This window comes from Ornithinibacillus salinisoli, from assembly GCF_042684965.1.
GTDB classification, from domain to species: domain Bacteria; phylum Bacillota; class Bacilli; order Bacillales; family Amphibacillaceae; genus Ornithinibacillus; species Ornithinibacillus salinisoli.
Map to the genome: position 1 here is coordinate 49,452 of NZ_JBHUMI010000008.1, position 13,717 is coordinate 63,168.

The following is a 13,717-nucleotide window of genomic DNA, read 5'->3' on the forward strand; positions in this document are numbered from 1 at the left end:
GTATATGTATAGGTAAGTATTCTTGTACTTTCTCAAGAGTGGTAATACAAGGTGTAAAAGCAAGGTTATGAAGTGGATCATGACAAAAAAATGAATGAAGTGATGTATAGATAGGTAATACTTGTTAGAAATGGAATAAGAACGATTATCCTTGTTTACCAGTTACAGGAGGAATGCAGGTTGTTTTTTCATCCAATGGATTTTTTAATCATCATTGCTTTTATATTAGCAATGTGGGCACAGTCAAGAGTAAAGGGAAGTTTTCAACAGGGTGCAAAAATACAAGCATCATCACAAATAACTGGAGTTGAAGTAGCACGAAAAATATTGGATAGCGAAGGGTTGTCCAATGTGAAAATTGAGTTATCTCGTCGTGGAGCCCTTTCTGATCACTATGACCCTTCAGCGAAAACAGTTCGATTATCAGAACCAGTATATAGAGGAAGTTCGCTTGCCTCATTAGCTGTTGCTGCCCATGAAGTAGGTCATGCCATTCAGCATGCAAATCACTATTCCATGTTAGTGCTGCGCCATCGGATGTTCCCTGTGGCAAACTTAGGTTCAAAAATTGCGCCTTTTTTATTAATAGCAGGACTTTTATTAGATCAGTCTGGAGTAAACTTAATAGGATTTGGCATTTTACTTTTTGCAGCAGCCGTTCTTTTTCAAGTCGTAACCTTGCCAGTAGAATATAATGCTAGTAGCCGGGCAAAGACAAAATTGCTTGAGTTAGGGATGATTACGAACCAGGAAGAGAGAGGCGTTGGAAAAGTATTAAACGCAGCTGCCTTAACCTATCTCGCTAGTACATTGATTGCAGTTTTACAACTAGTAAAATTTATTATGATTTTTAACAATAGACGTTAAGCTTGTCTGTGAAAAGGAGAATGCATCATGGAAAAGCATACACCAAATGATATTGAACAGCAGACCAAAACATTAAAAACTGATTTAATTCGATTTATGATGTCTTATAAATTTGCTTTACAAGAAGTAAATACAAAAATAGATGTTTTAAAACAAGAATTCCAATATATTCACGATTACAATCCAATTGAGCATGTGAAGTCACGTGTGAAATCACCAGAAAGTATTTTGAAAAAAGTTCAACGTAAGGGGTACGATCTTTCATTACCATGTGTAAGAGAGAATATCCGTGATATAGCAGGAATTCGGATCACGTGCTCGTTTATTTCCGATATCTATGAAATTAGCAATATGCTACAACAGCAAAAAGATATCACAGTTGTCGCGTGTAAGGATTATATTAAACGTCCAAAGCCAAATGGCTACCGAAGTTTACATTTAATTATACAAATCCCAATATTTATGTCTGACCGTGTAGACCATGTCTATGTGGAAATTCAAATCCGTACAATTGCCATGGATTTTTGGGCTAGCCTAGAGCATAAAATTTACTATAAATATAAGAAAGAAGTTCCAGCAGAAATGTTAGATGAGCTAAAAGAGGCAGCTAACACGGCAACACAACTTGATAAGAAGATGGAGAGTATTCATAAAGAAATAAGTGAGCTAAAAGAAACTGACCAGGATGAAGAAGACTTTCAAGGATTCTCGATTTACAATCAAAAGTTCCGTCTCCCTTATGAATTTTTAAATGCAAATGCTTTAAGTGAAAGGTGAAGGGGTTTAGTAACTAATTAATGGAAGGAAGGGAATTTAAATGAATGTGCCTATGACAGATATGCCGGCGTTTGTAAAAAAGGAAATTGAAAAATTAAATGATTTTTTATCGCCATTTGTGAAGAAAGTTTCAAAGTATGCGTTCTGGTCATTACCTTTAATTACCTTTTCTATTGTTAACTTGTTTTTCTTACTTTTCCTTATCCCTAGCGAGGACCGGATGTTAGTGGCATTGATTTTCTATGCCATACTTGGCGCATTTGGTATGGCGTTGTCAAAAGAGGCGAAATTGCAACGTAAAGAGATTCAAAAGATAAGTAGTGATTATATTATTGAACGAATGAAGAAAAGTGACCTCGTATCCGACCGGTTTAGAGAAGACTACATTAAGCGTGTGATAAATCAACCGGTACGTGCGATGGATCATTTTGTAAAGTTTCTTGAAGAAGAGGATCGATTAAATAGAGCAAAATGGTTTCGTTAGTAATGGCTAAAGGTATATTGGGGGACTTGCATGGAGTCAATAGCAGAGCAAACGTATTATAAGACAGAGCGTCAAGTGAATAGTATCGAGCAAGTGGATATTGAACATGAAAGAAAACTTTATTTGTACAATGACCGAATTGAATCCAAGCACAGGGTGTTCCTGCTGCAAGAAGTATTAGACATATCATACAGGAAGCTTGGAGGAGAAGGTGGTCTACTTTATTTACACACAAATAGTGGCGTTTTCTCCTATACCGTTAAAACATCACCACAGCCATTTATAGAGCTGTGTAAGAACTATATGAACAGAACTTAAGGAGAGGATAGTAACCGTATCATACGATAAAAATGTAGAGAATGGAGAATGTTAAATGACTGTTATGATTTTTGGAGCAGCATGTTCATCAACTAGAAAAGCGAAAGAATGGTTTACGAAACAAGGAATAAGTTATGTAGAAAGAAATATCATTAAAGAACCATTAACTGTGAATGAACTAAAAGCAATCCTTCGTATGACAATCGAAGGAACAGAGGAAATCATTTCAACGAGGTCGAAAACGTACAAAGAATTAGATTTAGATATTGATGCACTACCTTTGCAAAAATTGCTTTCATTTATTCATGAACACCCAAGACTATTAAGAAGTCCGATTATTATTGATGAAAAAAGGCTGCAGGTTGGCTTTCATGCAGATGATATAAGACAATTCCTACCAAGGAAAACACGTGAACAGCAATTTTTAAAATGGAGATTAAACAATTTTCAAGTGGTAAAGGGTTAGATGGAAAGATAGAAATTACGAAATATATTCAATTTTATTCTGTTCTAGTTTATTATTAATAATAGAATACGAAATAGGATTACGATTAAGCTAATGTTCACGAAAAGGAAGGTAGTTTATGTCGGAGGAAAATATAACTAGAATAGAAATAGATGGTAAAGAATTGATTTTGATTGGAACTGCCCATGTTTCTAAAAATAGTGCAGAACAGGTGAAAGATGTTATTGAAGCAGAGAAACCTGATTCGGTCTGTGTGGAATTAGATGAGCAACGTTATAAATCTGTTATGGAAGGAAGTAAATGGCAGGATACAGATATTTTTAAGGTTATTAAGGATAAGAAGGCAACATTATTATTAATGAACCTTGTTATTTCTTCTTTCCAAAAAAGGATGGCAAAGCAGTTTGGGATTAACCCTGGACAAGAGATGATTCAAGGAATCGATTCAGCTAAAGAAATTGGTGCTGAACTTGTTTTGGCTGACCGAAATATCCAAATCACTTTCTCTCGAATTTGGCGGGGAATCGGGTTAAAAGGAAAGGCGATGTTACTTACACAGGTACTAGCCAGTATCTTTACAAAAGAGACGATTTCAGAAGAAGAATTGGAAAAAATGAAATCTCAGGATATGATTGATTCCATGCTGCATGAATTTACGGAAAGCTTTCCGAAATTAAAAAAGCCACTCATTGATGAACGAGATCAGTATTTAGCTCAAAAGATTAAAGAGGCTCCAGGGAAAAAGATTGTAGCTGTTTTAGGTGCTGCCCATGTACCTGGTATTAAAGAAGAAATTAAACGAGACCATGACTTAGGGAAGCTATCAAAACTACCACCAAAGTCCCAAGCTCCGAAAGTAATTGCTTGGGCTATACCAATTATTATCTTAGCAGTAATTCTTTACACGTTTTTGTCTAATCCATCCGATGGAATCCAACAAACAATTAGTTGGGTCATATGGAATGGAGGCTTATCTGCGATCGGTACAGCGGTAGCGTTAGGACATCCACTTGCAGTGCTTACTGCGCTGGTTGTGGCACCGATATCTTCATTAAATCCGCTATTGGCAGCAGGGTGGTTTGCAGGGTTTGTTCAAGCATACATCACCAAACCAAATGTAAGAGATTTTCAAAATCTAACAGAGGACGCATTTACCGTAAAAGGATTTTGGCGAAATAAAGTAACTCGTATACTACTTGTTGTTGTATTTGCTAACATTGGTAGCTCGCTAGGAACATTTATTGGTGGCGCGGATGTTGTACGGTTGTTTATTCAGAACTTGTAATATAAAAAAGCAGACCTTTGATAGGGTCTGCTTTTCCTATTATTCTCCTAAATCAACGTTATGATAAACCTGTTGTACATCCTCTAAATCTTCTAAGGCATCTACTAGTTTTTCAAACTGTGTCAGTGCTTCTTCTGGAAGAGTTACATCATTTTGCGCTAACATAGTTAGCTCTGCAACGGTAAACTCGGTAACTCCTGCATCTTTAAAAGCTTGTTGTACAGCATGGAACTGATCCGGCTCTGCGTAGACGATGACAACATCCTCTTCTTCTAAGATATCACGAGCATCGACATCTGCTTCCATTAATATTTCCAGTACTTCTTCTTCTGATTTTCCTTCTATTCCCAATACCGCAGTGGCATCAAACATGTAGGCAACAGAACCGTTTACTCCCATGTTCCCACCATTTTTTCCGAAGGCTGCTCGTACATCTGCAGCTGTACGGTTCACATTGTTTGTTAATGTATCAACTATAAGCATGGAACCATTCGGTCCAAAACCTTCGTATCGCAACTCATCGTAATTTTCTTCATCTCCACCTTTTGCCTTTTCAATTGCACGGTCGATAATGGATTTCGGTACATTATATGTTTTAGCTCGCTCTAAGACTAATTTTAGTGCTTGGTTTGCTTCTGGATCTGGTTCTCCTTGTTTGGCAGCAACATAAATCTCGCGTCCAAACTTAGCATAAATGCGACTCGTGTTTTTATCCTTTGCCGCCTTCTTTTCTTTAATATTATTCCACTTACGGCCCATAGTTAACACTCTCTTTCTGCATATGTGTAATCAAGTAATAGGTACTTGTTGTATTCCCATTTTTAAGTATACATCAAAAGTCAAATATTTTTAAGTTGGTAGCTAGGAATTATTGAAAAGGTGCGACGGAGCTCTTTTGAGGAGATATACGGAACTCTTGTCCTTTAGCTTCAAAAATAGCCACAAGTATAACAAATAAGGAATCAAATGACCGCTGCAATACTTCTCTGCGGCAATACTATACCAAGTGCAATTACATCAACTACAGTGAACTCGCATGTGGAATTGATGTGCACTGTTCAACGGGCATTTTTGTTTACTTTTTATAGAAATGAAGCTAATATACTTAGGGGCACGAAATATTAAGGGCGGCGATTCAATAATGAGTCTATTCTTTCAGGAATGGTCGGATCAGTTTAAGACGTATAATAAAAATATTAAACTGGCAATTATAGCAAATCTCTTTTCCCAAATTGGTTTGGGAATGTTTATGGTTATATATAATTTTTATATTCGAGAGCTTGGAATGAGTCAGGACGTTAATGGTCAGGTCATCTCTTTAACGGCACTTGCAACAGCAATTATTTTAGTTCCTGCAGGGATTTTAAGTGACCGATTGGGACGGAAAAATGTGATGATATTTGGTGTCGTTGCTTCCGGAGCAATCCTGATTTTTCGTAGTGTGGTAGAAATGCAAACCCTCTTGCTGGGGGCTGGTTTTGCAACTGGGCTTTTCACTGCGTTTTTGCAAGTTTCATCGATACCGTGACTCGCGGAAAACTCCACCCCTAAACAGCGGGTTCACTTATTTAGTTTGCATGCTGCAATTATGACCGGAGCACAAGTAATTGGTAGTTTGCTAGGTGGTGGTCTAACCGATTTATTTGCGTTGGTTACAACGGATTTACTGAGTATTCGGTTTACCCTTATTATTGGGAGTATCTTTTATTTAATAGCATTCTTTCCAATTATGAAAATGACTGAACGTCAAAAACCTGTTGTTGAGAAAAAGGAAAAGATAAATATTAAAGCCTTTTTTAACAACAATAAAACAGGGTTTAAAGTAATCGCGTTGTTTGCATTTGCTCAATTATTAATTGGGTTTGGAAGTGGATTAGTTGTGCCATACTTGAACCTATATTTTGCTGATCGATTTGATGCATCTAATGCCATTGTTGGTCTAGTAATCTCATTAGGGCAAGGAGCTACAGCTATCGCGATGTTTATTGGTCCATTAGTAGTTAAAAAGATTGGGGAAGTTCGAGCAGTTGTTACGTTACAGCTACTATCCTTGCCGTTTCTTTTATTAACTGCTTACACACAGAATATATGGATAGCGAGTATTGGTTTCCTATTTAGACAGGCCTTGATGAATGCAGGGAATCCAATTCAGGCATCGTTAATAATGTCGAAGGTCGATGACTCGATGAAGGGGTTGGCTAATTCCATAAATCAAATGGTATTCCAGCTAGGCTGGGCATTTATGGGTCCAGTATCTACATCAATCGTTCTTGTATCAGGAGCATACTGGGGATACGCACACGTCTTCACCATAACAGCCGGACTATACCTAATAGCATCCCTATACTTCTTCTTCGTCTTTCGATCGCTCAAATAGGTGCCTGTCACTTGTAAATATTTTACAGGTGACAGGCACCCTTACTTATAAGTGAATAGAAATGCTTGTTCCGTCATGTAGTTTTGTGTCTACGATGGTTAGCCCTCGATGATTTTGTAATTCATTGATGGTTGTTTTTAGCAGGGGTTTTATAATTTCTTTATTAACTGGGAAGGGTGTGTTAGTTGGGTTATTTGTCGTGGTGTATTCCTCCGCAGAAACAATTTTTTTAAATATAAAGTTGGAGCAAAGAATGGAACTAGACGATTTTAGTACAAAGTATGGGATGGGTATGGTGATTTTATATCTACCTTTGGTTTTAATCTTAACTTTTATCATATCTTTTTCCACTCCTATTCTACAAAAATAGCTACTTTCTCACCTTCTGCAGAATTAATGTCGACGATCTGTCCTTCTAATTCCTGATCAATTGCCTCTAAAATGAGGTCAATATCTAAGTCCTTCACATACTTTTCAGATTCCGGGAGACTTGCTGCAATTCCGTGACCAGCTTTTAAAACTACATTTACTAGTCTAATTGGTAAATTGACAGTGACCGTATCTTTTTCATCAGATAGAACGCGGATTTTTAATGTCTTATCCATGTAATTTGTTTTCTTTTGTTTAGGTGCTTCTTCCTTTTCCTTAAGTAATTGAATAAGCTCTGTAGCTTTGGAAGCATCAATTTTCCCTGCTTCCATCATTTGCAACACTTTTGCGATTTCTTCTTTCATTTTATTTCCTCCTTATTTTTTAAGCATTTTAATCGCTTCATCAGGATTTATTTCTCCTTTTTCCATTCTTTCAATAATTTTTCGTTCATCACCACTATGATGCTGTTTAGGTTTGTAATCTAAAACGCCAATAATGTCATTTAACTTGCCACGCACAGTAGGATAGGATACGCCAAGCTCTTTTTCGACCTCTTTGATGTTCCCTCGACATACAAGAAACGTTTCGATGAAATGGAGTTGTTCCTTTGACAACGTGGATAGTTTGGTTAACTCAAACTCATTTTCAATCGTTGTATGACAATGGTTGCAATGTAATTTTGTAATTGTTAATGTTTCGCTGCAAACGGGACAATTTGTTAGTACTGGATGTGTCATAATATTATCCTTTCGTAATTTTGAATTTATTATATAACTATTCATTTGAAAAGTAAACATAAAAATTAATATATATTAAAAATATATAATTATAATTAATTAATTATGATTTTAAAATTAATATAATTAATCTATGCATTAATTATGGTGTTCCGGAGATGCTTTCGACAGTAAACGACAAAATTCGGGTGGTGACAGGCACCTTTAATTATTTTTCACATGGGGTTTACATGTTTTTAATATTGGGTTGGTACAATTTTACTATATGAATGGATTTTGTTGGAAATGGTGGGGTTGTATATGCGTAGGAGCATAAGGGATGTAAATTTAAAAACGAGATTAGTGTTTATATTTAGTGTGTTATTAATCATATCTATTATTTCTGTTGGGATTTCTTCTTATATGAAAGCTAAGGATATAACGATGAACACGATTGAGAATCGGCTTGAGCGAGAAGTGGACTTAATGGGTTACATAACCAATAATTTAAAGTTTACTTATGTAAGTGATGATGCGTATTTCATGCAACAGCTAGAAATAAGTATTCGTTCTCAACGCGATAAACTACTGGAGGAAGGAATAGACTCTGAATATTTCTATGTTACGAATGAGGATGTCACTCCCTTTAAAGTAAGCAATGAATCTCTTCCAGACATTCCAGAATCGGTAATTAACCAAATAAATGAATTAAAGAATGGGAGCTTTCATCAAACTATTAGCGGTAATAATTACACGTTTACGTTTCAGGAGATGGAAGAATTATCAGGAATTTATGTGCTACTTGTTCCAACGGATTCCTATATGGGAGAAGTAAATCAAATGGCATATTTTACAATTGGTGTAATGGTAGCAAGTATCTTAATTTCGACGCTTGTCATTCTTTTATTTGTTCGGAGTATTTCCAGACCACTAACGATGCTTCGCAAAACAATGAGAAAGGTACGGGATGGAAACTTTCAGCTTTCTGAGATTCAAACAACGATTCCAGAAATAACGTCATTACATAAAAGTTACAATACGATGATTCAGCATATGAAAACGACTTTGCATGAAATTAAAGGTACTTCATCTAACCTGGAGCAAACAGGGGGAGAATTGCAACAATCATCAAGTGGTACACTTGCGTCAAGTCATGATGTTATTGAAGCAATTCAAGTTGTTAAGCAGGGTGCAGAACAAACTGCAAGCAGCTCCGAGAGTAGTGTGGAGAGCTTCAAAATAATGAATCAAAAAGTAGGGGCAATGATATCAAACATGGATGAAGTATTCCATAGCGCAGAAAATATGAATTCTTCAGCCATTCGTGGAGATAAAAATATGACGGAGTTAATCACCACGATACAAACATTTGAACAAGACTTTGAAAAGTTAACAAAAACAATAAAGCAGGTGCAAAATAACTCCAATGCTATCAGTGAACTTGTCGGGTTGATCCAGGGAATAGCAGAACAAACCAAATTATTATCACTTAATGCTGCAATTGAAGCTGCTCGTGCTGGTGATGCCGGGAAGGGGTTTGCTGTAGTGGCAAACGAAGTTGGGAAGCTTGCTGAACAATCATCAGTTGCGGCAGTCCAAATTACAGATTCCATAACGAATATGGAGAGTATGACGAAAAGTGCATCTAATGAATTTGATAATATGCTGGTAAAGACAAACTCGACATTAGAAAAGTCGAAGGAGTCGAAGCGATCGAATGATGATCTTATGCATCAGATTTTAGGGGTAAGTAATGACCTAAAAGGAATGCAAGTGGAGTTAAATGATCTAAAGCATATCCTACCGGGACTAGAAAAAGAAACGATAAGCTTTTTATCAGTATCCCAAGAAACGTTAGCTAGTGCAGAAGAAATGCTTGCAAGTAGTGAGAATCAAGTTCAACAAATGGAAGCAACACATGACATTGGACTAAAACTAATCCAAGCCTCCAAATCACTAGCAAATCATACCAAGCAATTTAAAATTGATTAGGTGCCTGTCACTTGTAAAATTTTTACAAGTGACAGGCACCTAAAAAAAGACTGGCTATTCGATAGCCAGTCAACTGTTTTATATAGAACGGGAGGAGTTCTTTTATTAGTTTTACCCAAAACGTCCAGAAATATAATCTTCGGTTCTTTGATCTGATGGATTGGTGAAAATCGTATCTGTCTTATCGTATTCAATTACTTCTCCATTCAAGAAGAATGCAGTACGGTCAGAGATTCGTGCTGCTTGTTGCATATTATGCGTTACGATAATGATGGAATAATCTTGCTTCAGTTCTTGGATTAGGTCCTCGATCTTATGAGTTGATTTTGGATCGAGTGCAGATGTTGGTTCATCCATTAGGATCACATCTGGTTCAATTGCTAATGTCCGAGCGATACAAATTCGTTGCTGTTGGCCACCAGATAGTCCGTAGGCATTTTCTTTTAAACGATCCTTCACTTCGTCCCAAATGTAGGCGCCACGAAGACTTTTCTCTACAATTTCATCAAGCACTTTTTTGTTGCGAATACCATGGATCTTTGGTCCGTAGGCAATATTATCGTATATAGATTTCGGGAATGGGTTGGGCTTCTGGAAGACCATTCCTACATTTGTCCGTAGTTCTTCCGCTTTAAAGTTTTTATTTAGAATTTCCCTATCATTGTACGTAATAACCCCAGAGGTACTTACAGTAGGGACAAGCTCAACCATACGATTTAATGTTTTTAAATAGGTGGATTTACCACATCCGGATGGTCCGATAATGGCAGTTACTTCTTTTTCGTATACAGATAGATTTATATCCTTTAATGCATGTGTATCGCCATACCATAAATTTAAATCCTTCGTATCAAAAACGATTTTTTTATCGGTGTGTAGTGATTCTGTTGGAATAACCGAGTCTTTTGCTATTGATAGGCTCATTATTTTCCCTCCTTGAAATCATTTTTCTTAGTAGCGATGTTGGAATTTATTTCGAATAATGATGGCTACGGAATTTAAAACGAATAATAGTAACAGTAAGACTACAATTGTTGCTGCAGCTAAGTTTGCATATTCAGCTACTAAAGATGAATCTAACGTCCAATAATATATCTGCATTGGAAGTGCTGTGAATTTATCAAATATCCCACCAGGAAACGGAATGATTAGGGCAGGTATACCAATAACCGTCAGTGGTGCAGTTTCCCCAATTGCGCGTGATAAAGCTAATATCGCACCGGTAAGAATACCAGGTAATGCTGCAGGTAGGATGATATTTTTCACCGTCTGCCATTTGGTTGCACCCATCCCGTAGGAAGCCTCACTTAAATGCTGTGGTACAGAACGAATTGCCTCTTGTGCCGCCACAATTACGATAGGCAGAACTAGTAAGGATAAGGTGAATCCCCCAGCTAAAATAATATTTCCAAAATCTAACGCGCGAACAAATATTGTAAGACCTAAAATACCGTAAACAATAGAAGGTACCCCAGCTAAATTTGCAATATTTGTCTGAATAAGTGCTTGTAGACGGCCTTTTTTGGCATACAGTTCTAAATATATCGCTGTACCTATTCCGATAATGAGAGTAACTGGTGCAACGACAGCCATTAACCAAACGGTCCCTAATATTGCCCCCATGATACCGGCTCTATTCGCATCAGTTGAAAGTCTACCTATGATAAAATCCCAATCAATCCAACTTATACCATCTGCCAGGACACGGTAGATGAGTAAGCCAAGTACAATAAGTCCAAACAAAGTAGCTAGAAAAAATATTCCTTTTAGCGTGTTATTCTTGTAAATACGCCCGTTCATTCTTTTCTGAACTTGTGCTGAATCCACATGTTTCATGTTAGTATTCCTCCCTAAATTTACGAGAGATATATCTTGCAAGTAAATTCATAATAAGTGTGAATACAAATAATGTCATTGCAACTGCGTATAGACTGTAATAGATTGTTGAGCCGGCAGGTGCTTCTCCGCCGGAAACTTCCACAATGTATGCAGTCATTGTTTGCATTGATTGTGTTAGATCAAAGGTGAAGTTTTTAGAGCTTCCACTTGCAATCGTTACAATCATCGTTTCACCAATTGCTCGAGAGATTCCGAGAACAAAAGATGCAATAATTCCAGATAAAGCAGCAGGGATAACGACTTTAAATGTTGATTCTAGTTTAGTTGCCCCTAAAGCTAATGCGCCTTCCCTCATCGAATTTGGTACAGAATTCATCGCGTCCTCAGACAGAGAAGCAATCATTGGAATAATCATGATTCCCATTACGATACCAGGACTAAGGATATTGGTCGCTTCAACTGCTGGCCATATGGATCGGATAACAGGTGTTACAAAAGTAAAAGCGAAAAAACCATATACAATCGTTGGAATACCTGCAAGTACTTCGAGAAGTGGCTTTAAGACTCTCCTTACTTTGTTTGATGCATATTCACTTAAATAAATTGCAGCCATTAAACCAATCGGACCAGCAACTAGCATGGCGATAACCGACGAGATTATCGTACCAGCTAATAATGGTAGTACACCAAATTCGGGTGTTTGACTCAGTGGCTTTAAGATTTTCCCAGTAAAGAACTCCCATATTGGTACTTGTTTAAAGAATTCGATGGTTTCCGTCAATAACGTAAATATAATTCCAGCTGTTGTTAGGATAGAAATTACTGCAAATAGAAAAAGGAGAGCAGGAACGGCTTTTTCAACTACATTAAGCATGGTTTTCTTTTTTTTCTTTTGTTCGATTAATTCTTTAACCTGAACAGCGTTTCCTTTGTTCGCATTGCTGTTAATTGCCATTATAATGAGCACTCCTTTCAGAGCTTATAAGTCAGAATAAGATGAGAGCATGATGCCCTCATCTTCAATCTGTATATTTTATTATCAATGTTTATTATTTAAGTGCCTCTAACTCTTCAACTAGTGTTTGTGCTTCTTCTGCCGGAATCGGAGCAAATCCTGTTTCACCTGCAAAGTCGTTAGCACTATTCATAACATAAATTGCATAGTCTAAAACTTGTGGCTTTTCTTTCGCGTGATTCACATTTAGATAAGTGAATACTGGGCGAGTGAAGCCAGCGTAATCTCCATCTTCTGCAATGGTATCAAGAGATGGTTCTACCGGTCCTTCTCCAAAATCAACGTGTACTGCATTTAATGCGTCTTGATTATTCACATAGTATCCAAACCCGAAGAATCCAATTCCATTTACATCTTCAGATACTAGTGTTACTAATGTTGAATATTCTTGTTGAAGGTTTACATCACTTACTAAATCTTGTTCTTCTAAAATACTTTCATAGAAAAATTCATACGTTCCATGGTTTTCATTTGGACCATACGTGTTTATTTTTTCATCTGGCCAATCTGGGTTTATATCAGACCATTTTGTAACGCCACCATCAGCCAAGAAAATGCTTTTGATCTCTTCTGGTGTCATTTCAGTAGCCCAATCGTTATCAGGGTGAGTAACAAAAGTTAGTCCATCTAAAGCAACTTTTAATTCTTTTACTTCAATTCCAAGTTCATCTGCTTTAGCTTGTTCTTCATCTTTAATGAAACGTGAAGCATCGTTAAAATCTGTTCCGTCTTCTACTAAGAATTTCTCAAATCCAGCACTTGTACCAGCGCGGCTAACTTCAACAGAGACTGTAGGTTGTTCGTTCACCATATATTCTTCAGCCAATCGAGACATTAATGGATAAACTGTTCCAGATCCGTCAATGACAACACTACCTTCTAGCTCGTCTGACGAATTGTTTTCTTCTTCATTTGTATCATTATTTTCTGATGATGTGTCCTCTGTCTCATCACCATCTCCATTGCTTTCTTCTGAGTCTGTTCCACATGCTACAAGCACAACAGCAAGTGCAGCTACGAAAAGGAACATAAGATACTTTTTGAATTTCATTAAAATTGTCCTCCCTATATTTGCGATTTATATTTTTTGGGAAAGGAGGTATGACCCCTCTCTCAATTGCTAGTATAGTACTCTAGTATTAAATGAATATATAGCCAATGTAAATATTATGTAAATTTAAGATTTGAAGTTTTATATAGTGCTTAGGA

General features: G+C 36.8%; 15 protein-coding genes and 1 pseudogene. 8 read left to right on the forward strand and 8 right to left on the reverse strand.

Annotation, left to right across the window (positions count from 1 at the left end):
- The first annotated feature begins 180 nt into the window (after positions 1 to 180).
- From ACFSTA_RS03845 to ACFSTA_RS03870, 6 genes are all read left to right on the forward strand, one after another.
- A complete protein-coding gene (locus ACFSTA_RS03845) occupies positions 181 to 867 on the forward strand; it encodes a zinc metallopeptidase (RefSeq protein ID WP_377555229.1) in 687 nt (228 codons plus the stop codon).
- A gap of 27 nt (positions 868 to 894) precedes the next feature.
- Positions 895 to 1,644, forward strand: coding sequence for a GTP pyrophosphokinase (locus ACFSTA_RS03850; RefSeq protein WP_377555230.1), 750 nt, complete (start codon positions 895 to 897; stop codon positions 1,642 to 1,644).
- 40 nt (positions 1,645 to 1,684) lie between these two features.
- The gene (locus tag ACFSTA_RS03855) at positions 1,685 to 2,128 is read left to right on the forward strand and encodes a DUF5392 family protein (protein ID WP_377555231.1); all 444 of its coding nucleotides are present in this window, start codon (positions 1,685 to 1,687) and stop codon (positions 2,126 to 2,128) included.
- A gap of 30 nt (positions 2,129 to 2,158) precedes the next feature.
- On the forward strand, positions 2,159 to 2,446 hold the full coding sequence (locus tag ACFSTA_RS03860) for a hypothetical protein (protein WP_377555232.1): 288 nt from the start codon (positions 2,159 to 2,161) through the stop codon (positions 2,444 to 2,446).
- Positions 2,447 to 2,501: 55 nt separating this feature from the next.
- Positions 2,502 to 2,912, forward strand: coding sequence for a transcriptional regulator Spx (gene spx / locus ACFSTA_RS03865; protein WP_377555233.1), 411 nt, complete (start codon positions 2,502 to 2,504; stop codon positions 2,910 to 2,912).
- 118 nt (positions 2,913 to 3,030) lie between these two features.
- Positions 3,031 to 4,197: a TraB/GumN family protein gene (locus ACFSTA_RS03870; protein ID WP_377555234.1), complete on the forward strand. Its 1,167-nt coding sequence runs from the start codon at positions 3,031 to 3,033 to the stop codon at positions 4,195 to 4,197.
- Between the two features lie 39 nt (positions 4,198 to 4,236).
- On the opposite strand, the gene ACFSTA_RS03875 is transcribed toward ACFSTA_RS03870, so the two are convergent.
- Positions 4,237 to 4,956: a YebC/PmpR family DNA-binding transcriptional regulator gene (locus ACFSTA_RS03875; RefSeq protein WP_377555235.1), complete on the reverse strand. Its 720-nt coding sequence runs from the start codon at positions 4,954 to 4,956 to the stop codon at positions 4,237 to 4,239.
- Positions 4,957 to 5,338: 382 nt separating this feature from the next.
- On the opposite strand from ACFSTA_RS03875, the pseudogene ACFSTA_RS03880 reads away from it, so the two are divergent.
- Positions 5,339 to 6,574 (forward strand): annotated as a pseudogene (locus ACFSTA_RS03880) (MFS transporter).
- 45 nt (positions 6,575 to 6,619) lie between these two features.
- Here the strand turns inward: ACFSTA_RS03880 and ACFSTA_RS03885 are convergent.
- The 3 genes from ACFSTA_RS03885 to ACFSTA_RS03895 are packed head-to-tail and all read right to left on the reverse strand — an operon-like array spanning position 6,620 to position 7,683.
- Positions 6,620 to 6,913 (reverse strand): hypothetical protein, encoded by a 294-nt coding sequence (locus ACFSTA_RS03885; protein ID WP_377555236.1) that lies wholly within the window; start codon positions 6,911 to 6,913, stop codon positions 6,620 to 6,622.
- 14 nt (positions 6,914 to 6,927) lie between these two features.
- On the reverse strand, positions 6,928 to 7,308 hold the full coding sequence (locus ACFSTA_RS03890; protein ID WP_377555237.1) for a hypothetical protein: 381 nt from the start codon (positions 7,306 to 7,308) through the stop codon (positions 6,928 to 6,930).
- 12 nt (positions 7,309 to 7,320) lie between these two features.
- The gene (locus ACFSTA_RS03895; protein ID WP_377555238.1) at positions 7,321 to 7,683 is read right to left on the reverse strand and encodes a DUF2089 domain-containing protein; all 363 of its coding nucleotides are present in this window, start codon (positions 7,681 to 7,683) and stop codon (positions 7,321 to 7,323) included.
- Between the two features lie 300 nt (positions 7,684 to 7,983).
- Here ACFSTA_RS03895 and ACFSTA_RS03900 point away from each other — a divergent pair, with 300 nt between their 5' ends.
- Positions 7,984 to 9,654: a methyl-accepting chemotaxis protein gene (locus tag ACFSTA_RS03900; protein WP_377555239.1), complete on the forward strand. Its 1,671-nt coding sequence runs from the start codon at positions 7,984 to 7,986 to the stop codon at positions 9,652 to 9,654.
- 111 nt (positions 9,655 to 9,765) lie between these two features.
- On the opposite strand, the gene pstB is transcribed toward ACFSTA_RS03900, so the two are convergent.
- The 4 genes from pstB to ACFSTA_RS03920 form a co-directional block, all read right to left on the reverse strand.
- Positions 9,766 to 10,578, reverse strand: a complete 813-nt coding sequence (gene pstB, locus ACFSTA_RS03905; protein ID WP_377555240.1) for a phosphate ABC transporter ATP-binding protein PstB — start codon at positions 10,576 to 10,578, stop codon at positions 9,766 to 9,768.
- A gap of 27 nt (positions 10,579 to 10,605) precedes the next feature.
- Positions 10,606 to 11,490 carry a phosphate ABC transporter permease PstA gene (gene pstA, locus ACFSTA_RS03910; protein ID WP_377555241.1) on the reverse strand — a complete coding sequence of 295 codons (885 nt, stop codon included), beginning with the start codon at positions 11,488 to 11,490 and terminating at the stop codon, positions 10,606 to 10,608.
- A 1-nt stretch (position 11,491) separates the two neighbouring features.
- Positions 11,492 to 12,448, reverse strand: a complete 957-nt coding sequence (pstC, locus tag ACFSTA_RS03915; RefSeq protein WP_377555242.1) for a phosphate ABC transporter permease subunit PstC — start codon at positions 12,446 to 12,448, stop codon at positions 11,492 to 11,494.
- Between the two features lie 94 nt (positions 12,449 to 12,542).
- Positions 12,543 to 13,559: a PstS family phosphate ABC transporter substrate-binding protein gene (locus tag ACFSTA_RS03920; RefSeq protein WP_377555243.1), complete on the reverse strand. Its 1,017-nt coding sequence runs from the start codon at positions 13,557 to 13,559 to the stop codon at positions 12,543 to 12,545.
- Positions 13,560 to 13,717 lie beyond the last annotated feature (158 nt).